The sequence below is a fragment of the Paenibacillus sp. YN15 genome (assembly GCF_003285005.1).
GTDB lineage: Bacteria > Bacillota > Bacilli > Paenibacillales > NBRC-103111 > Paenibacillus_AR.
Genome location: NZ_QMFA01000002.1, coordinates 306760 through 324958, shown reverse-complemented (window position 1 = coordinate 324958; position 18199 = coordinate 306760). Strand labels below are relative to the sequence as shown.

The 18199-nt window shown below is 57.0% G+C and carries 16 protein-coding genes; 1 reads left to right on the top strand and 15 read right to left on the bottom strand.

Going from position 1 to position 18199, the window contains the following annotated elements; all coding sequences use genetic code 11:
* Window positions 1-379: 379 nt before the first annotated feature.
* The 11 genes from DQG13_RS03305 to murI all read right to left on the bottom strand — a co-directional run bounded on the left by DQG13_RS03305 (window position 380) and on the right by murI (window position 12880).
* Complete coding sequence (locus DQG13_RS03305; RefSeq protein WP_113018213.1) at window positions 380-1048, bottom strand: SanA/YdcF family protein; 669 nt, start codon at window positions 1046-1048, stop codon at window positions 380-382.
* Between the two features lie 7 nt (window positions 1049-1055).
* Window positions 1056-1547: a GNAT family N-acetyltransferase gene (locus DQG13_RS03300; RefSeq protein WP_113018212.1), complete on the bottom strand. Its 492-nt coding sequence runs from the start codon at window positions 1545-1547 to the stop codon at window positions 1056-1058.
* Between the two features lie 72 nt (window positions 1548-1619).
* Entirely contained in the window at window positions 1620-2438 is an 819-nt protein-coding gene (locus DQG13_RS03295; RefSeq protein WP_113018211.1) for a VanW family protein, read from the bottom strand.
* 18 nt (window positions 2439-2456) lie between these two features.
* Window positions 2457-3131 carry a uracil-DNA glycosylase gene (locus tag DQG13_RS03290; protein WP_113018209.1) on the bottom strand — a complete coding sequence of 225 codons (675 nt, stop codon included), beginning with the start codon at window positions 3129-3131 and terminating at the stop codon, window positions 2457-2459.
* A gap of 60 nt (window positions 3132-3191) precedes the next feature.
* Window positions 3192-6086 carry an Eco57I restriction-modification methylase domain-containing protein gene (locus DQG13_RS03285; RefSeq protein ID WP_113018206.1) on the bottom strand — a complete coding sequence of 965 codons (2895 nt, stop codon included), beginning with the start codon at window positions 6084-6086 and terminating at the stop codon, window positions 3192-3194.
* Window positions 6083-6844: an NAD-dependent protein deacylase gene (locus tag DQG13_RS03280; RefSeq protein ID WP_113018204.1), complete on the bottom strand. Its 762-nt coding sequence runs from the start codon at window positions 6842-6844 to the stop codon at window positions 6083-6085. Before DQG13_RS03280 ends, DQG13_RS03285 begins: the two co-directional genes overlap by 4 nt.
* A 156-nt stretch (window positions 6845-7000) precedes the next feature.
* Window positions 7001-9022, bottom strand: coding sequence for an ABC transporter ATP-binding protein (locus DQG13_RS03275; protein WP_113018203.1), 2022 nt, complete (start codon window positions 9020-9022; stop codon window positions 7001-7003).
* Window positions 9023-9119: 97 nt separating this feature from the next.
* Window positions 9120-10874 (bottom strand): ABC transporter ATP-binding protein, encoded by a 1755-nt coding sequence (locus tag DQG13_RS03270; RefSeq protein ID WP_113018201.1) that lies wholly within the window; start codon window positions 10872-10874, stop codon window positions 9120-9122.
* Window positions 10875-10905: 31 nt separating this feature from the next.
* Window positions 10906-11370, bottom strand: a complete 465-nt coding sequence (locus DQG13_RS03265) for a hypothetical protein (RefSeq protein ID WP_113018199.1) — start codon at window positions 11368-11370, stop codon at window positions 10906-10908.
* Between the two features lie 90 nt (window positions 11371-11460).
* Entirely contained in the window at window positions 11461-12054 is a 594-nt protein-coding gene (locus tag DQG13_RS03260; RefSeq protein ID WP_113018286.1) for an MBL fold metallo-hydrolase, read from the bottom strand.
* A gap of 37 nt (window positions 12055-12091) precedes the next feature.
* Window positions 12092-12880: a glutamate racemase gene (gene murI, locus DQG13_RS03255; protein ID WP_113018197.1), complete on the bottom strand. Its 789-nt coding sequence runs from the start codon at window positions 12878-12880 to the stop codon at window positions 12092-12094.
* Between the two features lie 214 nt (window positions 12881-13094).
* Here murI and DQG13_RS03250 point away from each other — a divergent pair, with 214 nt between their 5' ends.
* Window positions 13095-13769: a 3'-5' exonuclease gene (locus tag DQG13_RS03250; protein ID WP_113018195.1), complete on the top strand. Its 675-nt coding sequence runs from the start codon at window positions 13095-13097 to the stop codon at window positions 13767-13769.
* Window positions 13770-13782: 13 nt separating this feature from the next.
* Here the strand turns inward: DQG13_RS03250 and DQG13_RS03245 are convergent, their stop codons facing one another.
* The 4 genes from DQG13_RS03245 to DQG13_RS03230 all read right to left on the bottom strand — a co-directional run bounded on the left by DQG13_RS03245 (window position 13783) and on the right by DQG13_RS03230 (window position 18171).
* Complete coding sequence (locus tag DQG13_RS03245) at window positions 13783-15030, bottom strand: MFS transporter (RefSeq protein ID WP_113018193.1); 1248 nt, start codon at window positions 15028-15030, stop codon at window positions 13783-13785.
* Between the two features lie 140 nt (window positions 15031-15170).
* Window positions 15171-15404 carry a ferredoxin gene (locus DQG13_RS03240; RefSeq protein ID WP_113018191.1) on the bottom strand — a complete coding sequence of 78 codons (234 nt, stop codon included), beginning with the start codon at window positions 15402-15404 and terminating at the stop codon, window positions 15171-15173.
* Between the two features lie 141 nt (window positions 15405-15545).
* Complete coding sequence (gene hcp / locus DQG13_RS03235) at window positions 15546-17198, bottom strand: hydroxylamine reductase (RefSeq protein WP_113018189.1); 1653 nt, start codon at window positions 17196-17198, stop codon at window positions 15546-15548.
* 142 nt (window positions 17199-17340) lie between these two features.
* The gene (locus DQG13_RS03230; RefSeq protein ID WP_113018188.1) at window positions 17341-18171 is read right to left on the bottom strand and encodes an ATP-binding protein; all 831 of its coding nucleotides are present in this window, start codon (window positions 18169-18171) and stop codon (window positions 17341-17343) included.
* Window positions 18172-18199 lie beyond the last annotated feature (28 nt).

Sequence of the window (18199 nt, the reverse complement as noted above, 5' to 3'; positions counted from 1 at the left end):
ACATTTCCCACCCGCGCTCACCATCGGGCTTGCGGCAAGGACTGGTGTTAGTTCATGGCAGACGATCCCGACATCTTCCAATGCTATCATACAAAAGTGCAGTTACTTTGGGCCGTGAGCCCACTTTTTCGCTCCGATCATGCATAAGTGCAGTTATTTTCGTATAAAACCGCCAAAAAGCTGAAATCCGCGTGAAATAGATGCACTTTTGCATGATGACCCTCCGTTCCAGCAGCTGACTCATGAAATAAATGCACTTTTACATTATGGACACTCCACATCCTTCCATATGCCCAACAACCCATCCGCCAGTTGACATAATAGGAGCTGTTGTCACTAAAAGCAGGCAATTTGGAATCGGGAGCGGAAGGAAGGGGAGCTAAGGCTTCGCTGTCACCCGGCCGTCTCCGGTAATCGGGATTTTGTCCCCCAGGTCCGGCGGCTCCGGCTTCCAGATGCGGGAGAGGAAAAAATCCTTGTTCCGGGCAAGCACCTCCCGCAGCCTGTATTTGTCCATATCCCGGTAAGCGCGTTTATCCGCGGCCACTCCATAGGCGTCCAGTCCCAGGCTGCGGCCCACAAAGACGGCCCGACTGACATGATACTGCTGAGTCACGATAATCACCCGGTCCACATCGAATACCGCCTTGGCCCGGTACATGCTTTCGTAGGTGGAGAAGCCGGCATGATCCATAAAAATGGCGGAAGCGGGAACCTTCCGGTCTGTCAGATACCGCTTCATGGTCCCTACCTCGTCATAATCCACATTGCCATGGTCGCCGCTGACCAGTATCCGGCTGGCCTTCTTGTCCCGGTAGAGCTCCAGCGCCGTATCCAGGCGGTCCTTCAGAATATCCGATACCTGGCCATTGCCGAAGACGGATGCCCCCAGGACCAGGATGGCGGTGGCATCCGGCGCCTCGTCGGATTTCACAATCCTTGATTTGACGCTTATGACTACGAATCTGTCAATGAACAGAACAATCGCCGCGGCAGCGGCCATTATGGCAACAAGAGCGATACCGATTCTGCGGAGCCACTTGAGCATAGGCGGCCTATTCCAGCATCAGCTGGTAAAACAGCACATCCTGCCAAACTCCGAACTTCTTGCCCACTTCACGGAAATTTCCGATATAATCGAAGGAAAATTGCTCATGCAAACGGACGCTTACCTCGTTGCCTGCCGTAATTCCGCTGATGACCGTATGAAAGCCGTTTTGTTTGGCCAGCTTGAGAATTTCCGCCATCAGCGCCTTGCCCAGCCCGCGGCCGCGGCAATCCGGCGCAATATACAAGGACAGCTCCACAGTGGACTTGTAGGCTTCCTTTTCGCGGAATTGGGACAAGGAGCTGTATCCGGCCACCTTGCCGTCCAACTCGGCCACGATAAGGGGATGGGCGCCGCCATAATGGCTGAACCACTCCATTCGTTCCTCCAGCGTCTTCTCCTCCAAATCGAAGGTGGCGGCCAGATTCCGGACGGCATCATTATAAATCTCCAAGATTCCAGGCACATCCGCTTGAACAGCATCCCGAATAATCAACATGGTACATACTCCTTTTTATGCGAAAATAAACGCCTGCCGCCGTCACTCGACGCCGTGCGTTTGTTGTGAAGCTTACGCCTCTTCGGCCTGCTCAACCTTGTAACGGACCTCCGAGCGGTTGCGGATCAATAGCCGCTCCTCCAGCACTTCCTGCGTCCCGGGGTCCAGAACCAGCCGCCAGATTTCATTTTTTCGGTACCACCGCTCCCCTTCCTGCTCGAAGCGGTGGTGACGCTCCTCGATCCGGTACTGCCGGTCCATGGGCCGGGAGCTGCGGATATCCCCCTCCAGAAACTTCTCGGAGAGCCACAGCCGGATCTGAAACTCCATATCCGTGGGGTTATAAAACCGGAGGTCCAGATAATTGTAAAAAATCGTGGTCCCGCTGCCGAAAGGAAGGGTCCGCTGGTTGTCCGGGAACAGGTCAAAGCTGTGGTGATGGCGCTCCGCCACCTCCAAAGGCGTGTGGAGGCCCAGCCAGAAGATCAGGTTTGCCAACTGGCATAACCCGCCTCCGGTTCCCGACCCTACGTTTCCGCCCGATATGGTCAATCCTTCCAGATAGCCTTTGCGGGCCGTAGGCCGACCCACCAGCTTCCACAGGGAAAAGGTTTCCCCCGGCCGGATCACCACTCCGTCAATTTGCTTGATGCTGATGCCCAAATTAACAGCTTTGTTATGCTGCAATTGCGGATCGGTACCCGCCAACGGACGGAAAATCAGGGACTTGTGCTTGAGAATCCGGTGGGAAAATTCGTGCCCGGCACGCTCCCGGGCAAAGCGTATACCCTGGCGCCAATCATTGATGTTTCTCGCCCATTGCAGCTGTCTCGTGCGCAGGGGAGTGACCAGGGGGATGCGGCGAAGGCGTTGCTTCAACCAAACTTGCATCCGATTTGTCTCCTTAGCTTACAGATTGGGAATGGCCCAGTCGATCTCTTCGATTCCCTTGGAACGGAGGAAGGCATTGGTCCGGGAAAAGGGCCTGCTGCCGAAAAAGCCTCTGTTGGCCGCAAAGGGGCTGGGATGGGCGGACTGAATAATCAAATGCCGCGGATTGGTAATAAGCGTCAGCTTTTCCTGGGCGTTTTTGCCCCACAGGATAAAAACAACCGGCTCCTCCCGTTCATTCAGCACGGAAATCACCTTGCCCGTAAACTCCTCCCAGCCGATGCCCCGGTGGGAATTGGGACTACCTTCACGCACCGTAAGGACGGCGTTCAGCATCAATACCCCTTCCTTGGCCCAATGGACCAGATGCCCGTGGTTGGGAATGGGGCAGCCGATATCGTCGTAAAGCTCCTTGTGGATGTTCTGCAGAGAAGGCGGAACGGCGATGCCCGGCTTGACGGAAAAGCTGAGCCCATGGGCTTGTCCGGGACCGTGATAGGGGTCCTGCCCAAGAATCACCGCCTTCACCTGGCTGTAATCCGTCAAGTGAAAGGCGGAATAAATATCGTACATATCGGGATACACAATGGTTCTGCGGTATTCCTCCGCCAGAAACTTCCTCAGCGACAGATAGTAAGGCTTTTCAAATTCCTGCTCCAGCACAGGAAGCCAGTCGTTATGTAATATGGCCACTTGCTTGCACTCCTTTGTCCATTGCTCCTTCTATCTTACATGAAACCGGATGAAATGGCATTAACAATCGAAAACGGGCCGGTACCGCTCCATCAGCGCCCGCGCATCCCGTTCCCGGTGTCGGAAGCCGCCTTCAGAGGGGTTGTTCATCTCTGCAAAAGTGCGAAGCCTCCGGGTGAAATCCTCCAGCTCCGCTATGTCCAGCGGCAGCTCTGCCCGGTTCTGCTGGTCCGCTTCCGGATACTGCTCCCCCAAGGAGGGCCGGATTATATAAGCATCCTGCAGGCTTTGCAGCAGCTCTTCCCTGCGCCGGTCGCATAAGACCAGCACTTCTTCCATAATCCCTTCATCCAGACGCAGTACCGGCGCAAAGGCCAGCAGCGCTTGCCGTGAACCCGAGCATATCCGCAAATACCGGGGCTTCCCGCCAAACTCGCGGCAATGACCGGGATACCACTCCTTGGCGAAATACCGGAAGATGCGCTCTTCGGCGGTTTCTTTGAGCCTTATGCCCAAGAAGCGGGCAATTGTCTCCATGCTCCGGTCCGCGTCGCCAGGGCTCCAGAGCCGGGCAAGCCAAGCCTTCAAGCCGGGAACCCAATCCTTGTCCCGGATCAGGCTGGAGGATGCGCCATCGGTATTTCCTGTTCCGCATGAGTAAGTACCAAACAGACAGCCTGCCGCATACGCCAACAAGGATTCAGCCGCCTCCTTCAAGCTTGGCTGCTTCCTTGCCTCTTGCTCCCCGGCCAGTCCGCCGGAAAGTGGCTTCAGGCCGTAATGGCTGTGAATCAGCCGGTCGATGGTTTCTTCCAGCCGCTTCATCTCCGCCCCCCGCCGGCGGCGCAGCTCCAGGTAATGCCGGAGACTGGCCTCCACTGTTTCCTCCCGGCAAGAATGGGCTGCCGGATGTCCGGCATAATCCCAGGAGCGCTCCGTTTCATCCCACTCCGCCTTGGCCAGCCGCAGACAGGCTTCGCCCAGCTCCTGCAGGCGGGGATGAAGCAGCAGCGCCTCATCCGCCGGAAGCCGTGCCACATCACCCGGCTGAATATTCAGCGTGGGATTCATTTGGGAGAGCAGCACGGCGGCGAATGCCGAGTTGAGGTAAGCCAGCAGCGCAGGAAGCGTCTCCTCCTTCCCCTCCTCCGGAAACAGGCAGGAGCCGCCGTTGTCGAAGAGAAATCCCCTCTCCAGCAGCCGAAAGCCCGGCCTGCCTGTGGAAACCGTGGACCAAGTGATGCCGGGGCGGCCAAAATAGGAGAAATTGCGGAGATTGGAGCGGCTGTCCCTGCGAATCGCTTCGCCGTTATTTTGCCAGAAGATCACATAATAATGGTTGCCGTACCACTTTTGCGGGCCGCCGCCTTTGGCATAGGGAAACCAATGGGCCTGGGACGGCTCGGGGCTGCGGAAGCTTAAGTTCTCAGGGGGCACCTCATGCCACAGCCGGACATAACGCTCATTGCAGCCGGTATCCATGCCTTTTTTCACCGCATAGAACCGATCTAAGGTTGGAAATTTCCGGAACAGCTGCGCCCATTCATCCGGCAGCTCATAAGCAAGCCTCATGCCGGGAATATGGCTGAACATGGCCTGGGGAACACGGTATGGAGCAGGGTCTGCGCTGTGGACACGCTTGTAGGCTTGCTGCTTTTGCCCGGATGCTCCCTCCGTCAGCTTCCAGAAGCTGCCCACAGTCTTGGGTCCCGGCGCCGTTTTGCACAGAATAAAGCTTGCTGTCTGCACAACCTGACCATTGTTATCCTCAAACGCCCTTGCTCCCAAATGCAGAAGACTGATGATGGTTTCACAGGTCAAAATGCCGGTGCGCAGCTCCTCAAATCCGGAAAGAAACATCCATGATTGGGGAGTAATGGCGCCGAAATACCCGTACGGACGCAAAAAATCCAGGCAGCGCTCCAGGAAAGCGGCGAACAAATCGGCGGAGGCCCGGGGATAATTTTGATCCAAAAAATCCCCCAGCTCCTTATCCATGTTTCGCCTTCCCAGATAAGGAGGATTGGTGATTACCGCATGATATTGCCGGGATAACAATACGCTTGGGTCTGTTTGGCCGGGAAGTCCGGCCGTTTCGGAGGCTGCCGCTTCCTGCTCTATTCTGTCCAAGCTGCCGAAGCGGACGCCGGTTTCACGGGTCAGCGCGGCAATCCCCCACTCCACCGCTTCATGAGCGATGGCAGGAGCAACGGCAGCAGCCTTCAGAAGCAGCACAAACCGGCAGATGCGCACCGCAGCGGGATCAATATCCAGCCCGTACAAATGACGGTTCAGAATGGCCCGGGCCGCCTGACCCGGCTCCGCTCCTGCCTCCCGGTACATATCCATCCATACGTCGAAGGCGGCGGCCAGCAGATGCCCGCAGCCGCAGGCCGGATCAAGGACAGTCCAATCCTCCGGCGGGCCGGGGACGGAAGACGCTGCCGCCGGTTCGGCGCTATGGTCATAATAGCTCCATCGGCGATGAAGCCCGGTCTCCGGATAATGATGGCTCCACAGCCTTCCCAGTGTATTCTCCGCCAGATAACGGGCAATCCAATCCGGCGTAAAAAGCTGGGTCACGGCGGGAATGTCGCCGTGGGAGGCCTTGGCTCCGCTTTTGAACCTGCGGAACAGCTGATCCTTTTGGGGGATAAGCCAATATTGATATAACCAGCCCGGCAGCTGCGGGTCCAGACGCCAATCCTGCCGGGGAATCTCATTCAGCAGTTCCAGGGCCGCTTCCTTTAGGCCAGGGGGATACACATGGGGAAAAGCGGGCTGCAGGCTGCTCCACACCGACCATTCGCCTACCGGGAGGTCCGCCGCCCGGGAAGCCGCCTCCATCACAAGGTGGATGAAGGCGTCGGCGGCCAATGCGGGAGGCGCACGCTCTCCATCCTCCAAGAGCCCGCGGATATCGTAAACGACTCTGCGGTGCAGCAGCCTGTTCATAATTCAATGCCCTCGCCCCAAACAGCCTGTCCCAAGGTTTGGCCGATAGGCTCCCGGATCACAAGCTGGGCAAGCCGGTCATACGGCGTTTCGGTTTTGTTGATCAGCACCAGCCTGCTTCCGCGGTAATATTGCACCAGACCGGCGGCAGGATTGACGGTTAGGGAGGTGCCGCCGACAATAAGCAGGTCCGCCTGCCGAATGGCATGTACCGCCTGATGCAGAATATCCGAATCCAATTGCTCCTCATAAAGCACAACATCAGGCTTGATTAGGCCGCCGCAAGCCTTGCAGCGGGGAACGATTCCCGGAATAGCCAACAGTTCCGTCAGGGTATAGCCTGCGCCGCAGAACAAACAACCGTTCCGGTGAACAGAGCCGTGAAGCTCCAGCACCCGTTTACTGCCCCCCAATTGATGCAAGCCGTCAATATTCTGGGTGATCACCGCCTGCAGCTTGCCCCGTCTCTCCAGCTCGGCCAGCGCCTTATGCGCAAGATTGGGCTTGGCCTCCGGATACAGCATCTTGGTTTTATAGAAGGTGTAGAAATCCTCCGGATGGGTGTAGAAAAAGCTTTTGGACAGCATTTCCTCCGGCGAATAGGCCTGCCGGCCTTCCGTATGATACAGGCCCGTAGCCGACCGGAAATCGGGAATCTGGCTCTCCGTAGAGGTGCCTGCCCCGCCAAAAAACACAATCCGGCTGCTTAAGCTGATCCATTCACGCAGAATCTCCAACGTTTGTTTTTCTTCCGGCATGCTGATTCTCCTCCCTGTCCACATATCCAAAGATTGCTATTATTATAGCATAGACTTCCAGCAAAGCGTCTAAAGGCTTTTGCAGGCGCAAATGAAAAACCGCCTTGGCATCAACGGATGTACTCCGTTGCACAAGGCGGTTGTTAAAGGCGCTCCTTAGGATACGCTGGCTGCTGCGGCAAATCCAGATTGAAGCTGATACATGCCGAAGTATTTTCCCTCCAGCGCCATCAGTTGGTCATGATTGCCGCGCTCCGCAATCCTCCCGTGATCCAGCACCAGAATCTGATCCGCTTGCCGGATGGTGGACAGCCGATGGGCAATCACAAAGGTGGTTCTTCCCTGTTTGACCACATCAAGCGCCTTCTGGATCAGGCTTTCCGTCTCCGAATCGATGCTTGCCGTGGCTTCATCCAGGATCAGAATGGCCGGATTAAAGGCCAGCGCCCGGGCAAAGGAAATCAATTGCCGCTGCCCCAGGGACAATGTGCTTCCTTTCTCTACAACCGGCTCGTCAATGCCTTGGGGAAACTTCATGAACATATCGTAAGCGCCCACATCCTTCAACGCCTGAACAACGCTCTCGCGGCTGATGGAAGGGTCATCCAGACTGACATTGGAGGCGATGGTGCCGGTGAACATAAACGGGTCCTGAAGCACAATTCCCATATGGGCCCGCAAATGCTGCCTGGGCCATTCCCGGATGTCCCGGCCGTCGATGGTAATGCTTCCCTGCTGGACATCATAAAACCGGAAAAGCAGATTCATAATGGAGCTTTTCCCCGAGCCCGTATGGCCCACCAACGCCACTGTTTCTCCCTGGGCCGCCTGGAAGCGGATATCCTGCAGCACCCATTCTTGATCCTTGTAGGCAAAGAACACATTGTGGAAGGCCACCTCTCCCTTATACCGGGGAATGGTTCCCTCCGCCACCTCATCCCCTTCTTCGTCCAGCAGCTGAAATACACGCTCCGCGGACACTCTGGCCGATTCCAGATTGGTCAGCTGGTTGACGATGCCCACAATGGGCTGGAACATCCGGTTCATGTAGTCGATAAAGGCATAAAGCACACCCACCGTGACCCCTGTGCCAAAGGAACCGTTCCAGAACGTCAGAATAAGCACCAGAAACAGCACATTCCGCACACAGTTCACCAGATTATGCGTGGTGAAGGCATTCAGATTCAGGAGCTTGCTCTGGTAGGTATACAGCTCTCCGTTATGGGACTCGAACTCCCCGTTAATCGAGGGCTCCCGCCGGAAAGCCTTAATAATCGCCATTCCCTGGATGGATTCGTTAATCATGCCGTTGATGTCGGAAATTTTGGAGCGGATGGCCTTATTGTACCGGCCTGCATAACGGCGGTACAAAGCGATCCAAATGATCAGTATGGGCACAATGGGCAATGCAATCAGCGCCAGCCGCACGTTCAGCAGGAACAAGGCGGTGAGAATGGCCGCAATGTAAATAATCCCGGTAAAAAAGTTCGCCAGCACCGCCACGAACAGCTCCCGGACCGCCTCCGTATCATTGGTGGCTCTGGAGACGATCTTGCCTGCGGGCAGACGGTCAAAGTAGCTGACCGGCAGCCGCTGCAGCCGGGCAAATACATCATCCCGCATCCGCTTGACGATCTTGTTGGCGCTGGTCTGGAGAAACAGCCGCTGGCCGTAGGCGAAGCCTGCGCCAATCAGCAGAAGGCCAAAGTAGGCGGCCGCCGACAGAAGAAGAGCGGGAAACTCCGGGCGGTAGAACGGGTACAGCTCCGCAGCGGACAAGGCTTTTGCCGGATAGCTGGCGCTGCCCCAGTCCCCTTCGACGGTGACGGAACCGGCGGCCGCCGTCCTGCGGCCGTCTGTGCGCACCTGGCCGTCCAGCCAATAGTAGGTCCTGCCGATTTGCAGAATATGCCCGGCAGCCCCCTTGGCTTCCCCTTCTGCAGCATGATCCTGCCGCTTATAATGGGCTCCGTTGTATTCGGCGGTATATGCCCCTGGTCCAGACACCTGATACCAGGTGTTTTCAATGCCCATAATATGGGTATCGATCATCCGTTTGGCGATGATCGGCCCGGCCATTTCCGTGCTTACCGCCAAGGCCAGAAACACGAGGGCCAGAATGATCATTTTCTTATATAGCAGCGCATAACCCAACAATCGCCTGCCTGTGGACTGCATGGAGACTCACCTTCCCGAAAAATTTCCTGGTCCGTGCCGTTACCTTGCCTTGATCCGCAATCTTACCGTGATCGGCAATTCTTACCGTGATCTGCAATCAAACCGCTTCTCCACCGAGAGCCTCCTCCAGCTTCTGGCGGTCAAATTGCTCCTTGTACCATCCGCCCAGCTGAACCAGCTGGTCATGGGTTCCCTCTTCAATCACACAACCGTCCTCCAAAACCAGAATACGGTCGGCATGCTGCACCGCAGACAGCCGGTGCGTGGTGATAAGCGTGGTTTTGCCCCGGCGCTCCTGGCGGATGCCCTCGATAATTTCCGCCTCGGTCCGCCCGTCCACTGCCGAAAGCGCGTCATCCAAAAGCAGAATCTCGGGGTCGGCGATCAGCGCCCGGGCAATGCTTACCCGCTGCTTCTGTCCGCCGGACAAAGCCACCCCTTTTTCCCCCACCAGAGTATCCAGCCCCTGGGGCAAAAACCGGATATCCTTGGCAAAGGATGCCCTGGCCAGTGCCCGTTCCAGAGTTTCTTCCGTGGCGTGCTCCGCTCCGAACAGAATGTTCTCGCGGATGGTTTTGGAGAACAGGATGGGCTCCTGGGACACATAGCCGATCCACCCCAGCAGAGCGGAAAGCCCGATGCGCTGAATCGGCACTCCGGATATGGAAATCTCGCCGTCCCCTGCCGGGTACTCCCGCAGCAGCTGCTTCAGCAGGGTGGTTTTGCCGCTGCCGGTTTTTCCGACGATGCCAAGGGTTTCGCCGGGACGCAGAGAAAAGGTGATCTCCTGCAAATTATCCACAGCCGATGAAGGGTAGCGGAAGGTCACCTTGCGGAATTCGATGGTATCCGGCTTGCTTACTTGATCGGGAGCATCGGCCTCCCGGACATCCGGCGCGTACCCCAGCGTTTCATTGACCCGGTCCAGGGAGGCATTGCCCCGCTGCATAATGTTGATCAGCTCGCCGATGGCAAACATCGGCCAGATGAGCATGCCGAGAAATACGTTGAAGGAAACCAGCTCGCCCAGAGTGATTTCGTTTTTGAACACGAGGAAGCCCCCGTAGCAAATTCCGATGATATAGCTTAGCCCTACCAGAATCTTCAGCGTAGGCTCAAACATGGCGTCAATCCTGGCTACGGCAATGTTCTTATCCAGAACCTCCCCGGTTTTGTCCCGGAAACGGCGGACATCGGCCCCCTCCTGAACGAAGGCGCGGACCACCCGCACTCCCGAGACCGATTCCAGCACCTGATCATTCAACTGGCCGAAGGCATCCTGGGCCTTCATATAACGCTCGTGAATCAGTTTGCCGTAATGCTTCATGGCCCAAGCGATAAACGGCAGCGGCAAAAGCGCCGCCAGAGTCAGCTTCCAGCTGATGACCGCCACCATCATCACCAGAATGGTGCTCATGTAGATGGTGGCGTCCGACAGAGTGAGGATGCCAAAGCCAACGGTGGTGGACACCGCCTTCAAATCGTTGGTGGCCCGGGCCATCAAATCTCCTGTGCGGTTCCGTTCGTAGAAGGTGGGGGTCATTTTTAGAAAATGGCCCATCAGCCTGCTCCGCAGCGTCCGCTCCAGCACGAAGGCCCCGCCGAATAGCTTATACTGCCAGGTGTAGTTCATCCCATATCCGATCACCGTAACGGCCACCCACAACCCGATCATGGAGAAAAACCTGCTTGCGGAGAGGGTCCCCTGCTGGATGCCGTCAATGAACAGGCCGATGAGCCTGGGCGGCAAAACATCCGTCACTCCGGCGAAAGCCAGGATGACAAGGGCAATTGTATATCGCTTCCATTCCAGCCGGAAGAACCAGCCAAGCTTGCGCAGCACAGAAAACATTGTGTGAAGCACCCCGTTTATCCATGTTCGCCTACCGTTCATGCGAACACTTATTCTCTTTTTGAATCTTACCATGAGGCAGGATTTTGCGCAATCCCCATATGAAGGAAAGGAGCGCCTCACGGAACAACAAGTTGAACTCTACCATGCCGGCTGCAAAAGGGTCAACGGAATTGCCCGCTATAATCGTTTTTTCCTGGAGTCTATCGCCTATCCCTGTTCCTCGGAAGAGCAAACGGAACTTAGTTCCGTTAACCGAAAACAGCCGAAAGCCTTCTTTACCTACAGGGCAGATAGCGGAAACAAACTTTCCGCTAATCGTGCTGATGGCCAGGAGGCCAGTCAATAGCGGAAGGGCATTGTCCGCTATTGCCCAATCCAAATACAAGTTAGCTCCTTCTATCCAATCGCCGCCCCTCCCATCCGCCCCCCGATGCTCCCCCAACAAAAAATCCCGCCCGGACAGAGCTTTCGCTCCTCCAAAACGGGATTTCACCTGCTATTCTCCAATATTCTCCGAGGCAGCCAGCGCAGAGTGGGCGGCAATCTCGGGAAGGGTTAACCTGCCGACTGCCCAAACGGCTCGTCAGATCTCGATGCTTTCGCCGGGCAGAAGCGGCGCACAGCGGATGCCTGCTGCTTCGCACGCGGCGGCGAAAGCGTGGCGGTCCTGCCGGATGCCCGGAAACGTATCGTAATGGGCGGGGATGACCACGCCCGGACAAATCCATTGAGCGGCAAGCACAGCCTCCTCCGGCCCCATGGTGTAATTGTCCCCAATGGGCAGAGCCGCGGCATCGATCCGGTGCAGCTCCCCGGCGTACAGCAGCTGGCCGCCGGTGGATACGGAGCTGCTGTGCAGCGCAGGGGTCAGCTTGACGGAGTACCCTTCCGTCCGGCAGGTGCCTCCCAGATTCATGCCGTGGGCGGCCACTCCCTTGCCGGCGCAGAAATGCGCCAGCTCATGAATCGCAATCACCGGGCAGCCGCACCGGGAGGCAATCTCCAGCGCATCGCCGAAATGATCGTCATGGCCATGGGTGAGAATCACAGCGTCCACCTGAACCTGATCCGGCTTCAGCCCCGCGGCCGGATTGCCGGAAAGAAACGGATCAATGATGAGCCGCACTCCATCATGCTCCACCGTAAAGCAGAAATGTCCATAAAATATGATCTTCATGCTCCATTCCTCCCATTTGAACATCATCCCGGCCCCGCTACGGCCGCCGCAGCTGCCTTTCCATATCCGCCGCGGCATGAAGAGCCGCCTGAAAGACGGCCTGTGTATCCGCCGATTTCCCGGACGACATAAATTCCAACCGGCCGCTTCCGCCGCCCGCCAGGCCCGCCTTCTCCAGCGTCGCCCTCAGGTGGCGGACAGTCCCCTCCGCCCCGTCGATGAGATCGGTTCCGGCGGGCAAAAGCTCGGCAAACACAGGGCGAAACAGCGGAAAATGGGTGCAGCCCAGCACAGCCGTGCCATAACGGCCAAGGTCGAAGGGGGCCAGCGCCCTCCGGAGATAGCCCTCCGCCTCCGGGCCGCTGAAGATTCCCCGCTCCGCCAGCTCCACCAGCCCGGGAAGGGCCAAATGGTCGACGATATGACGCTGGTCCACGGCGGACACCAGCTGCTGGAACTTGGCCTCCTTCAGCGTCAGGCTGGTGGCAAACACCAGCACCCGCTTCTCGCTCCCCGCAGTGCGCATTACCGCCGGCTTAACCGCCGGCTCCATGCCGATAATCGGGAAGGAATATCGCTCGCGCAGCTCCTTGGCGGCAATGCTCGTTGCCGTATTGCAGGCAATGACCAGCGCTTTAATGCCTTCGTCCACCATTTGCGCCACCGCATCAAAAATATGGCCCCGCACCTCCTCCTTCGGTTTTTCGCCGTAGGGGACATGCAGGGTGTCCGCATAATACAAAAAGTCCTCTTCGGGCATAGAGCCGAGCGCCTTGGCCAGAACCGTCGCGCCGCCCACACCCGAGTCAAAAAAACCGATGCGCATGTTATCCCACCTGGCTTATTTCAATCACGCAACAACCGTTACTGTTGTGACTGTTTGTTGAGTTGACCACAGTTTTTCTCATTGTAACAGGTTTTTCCCGAAAAAACTATGAATGGAACGGAGCGCCGCCTTGTATGCGCCGCGTATTCGTATTACAATTAGCACGTATTCTTGCATAAATTATTTGAATTTGGAAAGTTAGGTGTCCTCTTGTATGAATGTTATCGTGTATGATCTGGAGTTTACCGTGATCCGCAGGCAGGAATGGCTGGCCGAGATTATAGAGATCGGCGCCGTCCGCGTCCGGGAAGCGGAAGGGCAGCTGAAAATAACGGATTCCTTCCAAACCTTTGTCAAGCCCCTGCGGGACGCATCCTTCAACCAGCACACCACCGCTTTTACCGGCATCACCTACCAGGATATCCAGAATGCGCCGCCGCTTGGCGCAGCCATCGAAGCTTTCCGCAGCTGGATCGGCGCCGAGCCGTACTATATGTGCGCCTGGGGGCCCGATGACAAATACCAGCTGGTAAAAAGCTGCAACGAGCACAAGATTCCGCTGGACTGGATTCGCAACCACAACGATATTCAAAAGCAATTCTCCCGCAAACGCAGCGGCGACGGCACCTACCGCCAGATTGGCCTGAAGAAGGCGCTGGAATTGCTGGAGATCGGTTTTGAAGGCTCCCACCACCGGGCTGTGGACGATGCCGCCAATACCGCCAAGGTGTTTATTGCCGCTTACGGCGATTTTGAGCTGGCGGAGAACAATGCCGCCGACGAATCCATCTATACCACCCATACCGTCTATGAAACCGGCGATTCGGAGCCCAATCTGCCTCTGGGCAATTTGGCGGAGCTGTTGAAGGCAATGCAAAAAAAGGGTTAGGGAGCCATGCTCCTTAACCCTTTTCCTTTTGGGCCATGCCCGCTTCGATCAATGGCTCCACCCATACCCGGAAGAAAATCCACGATGCGGCCAGCATAATTCCGCCGCCCAGGAAGGGCAAGGCATAATTCTTGCCGGCCAGCAGAATGCCTGCCGTATAGATGGCGGCGGAGGCGCCAATGCTGCGGGTGACCTGGCGGATGCCCGCATAAGCATTGCGCTCCGCTTCGGAGGTGACGGACATGGTGTGGGTAAGCACCAGGTTATTGGTGACAATGGAGGCTCCGCCCCGGATCAGCAGCAGAACCGAGAAGGCCGCGGCCGGAACCGCCGCCGCCAGCAGCAGGGTGCCCAGCAGAGTGGTCAGAAACACCAGCCGGTATGTCCGCCGGATGCCGAGCCGCTCCAGCAGGACAGGCATCAGAAACGAGCCGATGAATTGGGCCAGCCCGTTTAGGGTAAGGAGCAGAGAGACCATTCCGTCCGGCCACTCCAGCCGGAATTTGATAATGACATTCAGAAACGGCTCTACAAAACTGGCGAAGGCGGCCAAAAGCAAATTCATCCCGCAAAAAATCCACACCGCCTTGCCGGGAAGCTTCAGCCGGCCGCGGCCCCCGCCGCTTCCGGAGGCAGCCGACTTCTTCCGGGATGCGGCAGGCGGCGCCTGCTCCCGGGGGAAAACCGCCAGCCGGAGGACGCTGCAGGCCAGAATGCACAAGCCGGCCGCCAAGAGCGACCATTGGTAATCCGTCCGGGCGCCGCCCAAGAGCCGGGGCAAAAATCCGCCTGCCAAGGTGCCCACGCCCGTAAATAAGGTGAACACCGCAAACAACATGCTGAAGCCGCGGGTCTCCTCCTGCCGGGAGGTGCTGTAGGAATACAGCAGTTGAATTTCGGTGGTGACCAGAAGGCTCATCCCCACAGATTGCATGATCTGCGCCAGGAACAACAGCCACAGCTCATTTGCGAAGGCAAATCCCCCGTACCCGATCCCCATCAGCCCAACTCCCAGCACCAGCAGCTTCTTGCGGCCGAACCGGTTGGCCAGGAGCCCGCAGGGAATGGAGACTGCGCCCATGCAAATACTGCCCGCCGATGAAATGGCGCCCAACTGTGTTTCCGTCAACCCAAGCGCCAGAAGATGCAGATTGAGCAGCAAGGTGGCCATGCCCAATCCGATCCCCAGCAGTGTCTCCGTCATGAGAAACCGGCGGACGCCGGGGGAAAACTGCAGCATATCCGTTATGTATGTTTTCATAAATCCTCAAAACCTGCCCTTTCTTGATCCGATTCCATGATGGGGGCTGTTATCTGCTGCAGCAACAAACAGCCCGTCCGCTCCCCGGCAGCCGGAGAATGAACGGGCTTGATCAACGAAAGATAAGAACGGGGCTTATGTTACGCGAAAGCAACCTCGGCAACCTTGATGCAGCTGGTGGGACAGCTTTCCACTGCTTCGTCCAGAGCTTCAACCAAGTCGCCTTCGATGGCGGTTACACCCTTGTTGTTGTCGCCTTCATATACCACTTCAGCCAGACCCTCTGCATCAAAGTCGAAAATTTCGGGAGCAGTTGCTCCGCAGGAACCGCAAGCGATGCACTCGCCTTTTTCAACAACTGTATATTTTGCCATTCTGTAACACTCCCTTTTCCAATAGTTATCCTCCACCTAAGTGTATATCATAAAATCGAAAAAAAAATCCCCCTTGACAGGAGGAAGTGTGGCTAAAATGTGTCCAAGCTCTGTATATATTATGATAGTTGAAATCGATTATCAAACAGCCAGGAACAGGTCCAAATCCTCTTGAACGCTGCCGATTCCGGCGATGCCGAAGGTGTTCACCAGGACGTTGGCCACGTTCGGCGACAGGAATGCCGGCAGTGTCGGTCCCAGGTGGATGTTCTTCACGCCCAGGTACAGGAGGGCCAGCAGCACGATGACTGCTTTTTGCTCATACCAGGCAATGTTGTAGGAAATGGGAAGCTCGTTGATGTCATTCAGCTCGAAGACTTCCTTCAGCTTAAGGGCAATCACGGCCAGGGAGTAGGAGTCGTTGCATTGGCCGGCGTCCAGTACCCGCGGAATGCCTCCGATGTCGCCCAGCTCCAGCTTGTTGTACTTGTACTTGGCGCAGCCGGCGGTCAGAATCACCGTATCCTGGGGCAGCGCGGCGGCGAACTCAGTGTAATAGTCGCGGCTCTTCATGCGGCCGTCGCAGCCTGCCATAACGAAGAAACGCTTGATGGCGCCGGATTTCACGGCTCCTACTACAGTGTCCGCCAGGCTCAGCACCGTTTCGTGGGCGAAGCCGCCGACAATCTCGCCGGTTTCGATTTCAACGGGAGGCTGGCAGGTCTTGGCTTGCTCGATCAGCGCGGAGAAATCCTTGGCGCCGCCTTCCTCGCGGTCAGCGATATGCTTCACGCCGGGGAAACCGGCTTGACCGGTGGTGTAAATGCGGTCCTTGTAGCTTTCCTTCGGCGGAACAATGCAGTTGGTGGTCATGAGGATCGGACCGTTGAAGCTATCGAACTCCTTGTCCTGCTTCCACCAGGCGTTGCCGTAGTTGCCGACGAAGTGCTTGTATTTTTTGAAGGCGGGATAGTAGTGGGCTGGCAGCATTTCGCTGTGGGTGTATACATCCACGCCGGTGCCTTCCGTTTGCTTCAGCAGGTCTTCCATATCGCGGAGATCGTGGCCGGAAATCAGGATGCCGGGGTTTTTGCCTGCGCCGATATTGACCTTGGTGATTTCGGGATGGCCGTAGGTGCTGGTGTTGGCGGTGTCAAGAAGGGCCATGACGGATACGCCCACTTGACCGGCTTCCATGTTCAGGGCAATCAGCTCTTCCGCGCCCAGGGTGTCATCCAGCGTTGCCGCCAGCCCCTTGGTGGTGAAGGCAAATACAGCGTTGTCCGTAAACCCAAGCTGGTAGGCATGCTCGGCATAAGCCGCCATCCCCTTCAAGCCGTAGGTCAGCAGCTCGCGGAGGGAACGCACATCCTCGTTGCCGGTGGCCAGCACGCCTACAGTGGCAGCCTTGGCTTCCAGCTCGGCCTCTTCATAAGCCGACCATACGGCAGCTTCCGGAAGCTCGACCGGAAATATGACGCCTGCCGCTTCCGCAGCCTGCTTCACCTCTTGACGCAGCTCCAGCGCCTTGCGAATCCGGTTAATGAATACTTCGCGGTCAAAGTTGGCGTTGGTGATGGTGGCAAACAGGCCGTCCAAAATGGCCTTGTCAGCAGCCTCCAGGTTGACGCCCGCTTTGCGGGCCTTCACGCTATAATAGGAGATTCCCTTCAGCACAAACAGCAGCAGATCCTGAAGATTGGCTACATCGCTGGTTTTGCCGCACACCCCTTGAATGGTGCAGCCTGTACCCTTTGCAGCTTCCTGGCATTGATAACAGAACATATTGGACATTTTCCTGCTCCTCTCAACCTCTGTTTATATTTTACTTTCACTTGCATCGGTTTGGGGATGATTCTGGGTTTAGATCTTCGGGGGCTCCCCCAAAAGTACCCGGAATACACTTCAAAGCTTGGCTTCACTTTTGGGGGTACTTTTAAGATATCAGCTGGCCGTCGATGCCGACGGTGACTTCCCGGTAAGGCACAATGGTCTGGCTCGCCAGCATGGCCTGCTTCACCGCTTGCACAATGCCGCCGCAGCAAGGGACGGACATGCGGACCACGGTGATGCTTTGGATGTTGTTCTGCTTGAGAATAACCGCCAGCTTCTCCGCATAATACGCATTGTCATCCAGCTTGGGACAGCCGATAACGGTAATTCTGCCGCGGATAAAATCCTGATGGAACCGGGCATACGCAAAAGCGGTGCAATCCGCAGCCACCAGAAGGTGAGCGTCCTGGAAGAAGGAGGCGGACGGGTTCACCAGGGAGATTTGAACCGGCCATTGCTGGAGCTCGGAAGCCGGACCTCCTCCCGCTTCAACGGCCTCGGCCTTGGGGGCCTCCTGAACCGGCGTCGAAGCCGGCCGTTCGATCTTCCTCGCCATGGACCCCGGGCAGCCGCCCATCCCCTGGTGACCGTGGTGGTGGGCGTGATGGCCCGCATGTTCATGGTGGCCGTGATGACCACCCGGAGCCATGGCTCCGCGGCTATCGGTCTGCTGCTTCAGCGTTTCCTCCCGCTTCATTCGGGCCAACCGTTCCTCCACCGCCGCCTCGTCAAACGCCTCCGCTTCCCGCTCCAGAATTTCGATGGCGCCTGTAGGGCAGTTGGGAAGGCAGGCCCCCAATCCGTCGCAGTAGATGTCGCTGATCAGCACCGCTTTGCCGTTCACGATTTCAATAGCGCCTTCATGACAGGCATCCACACATAACGCGCAGCCGTTGCACAGCTCTTCATGAATATGAATAATACTCCGCTTCATCGTCGTCACCCTTTCCGGATTCTGCCCG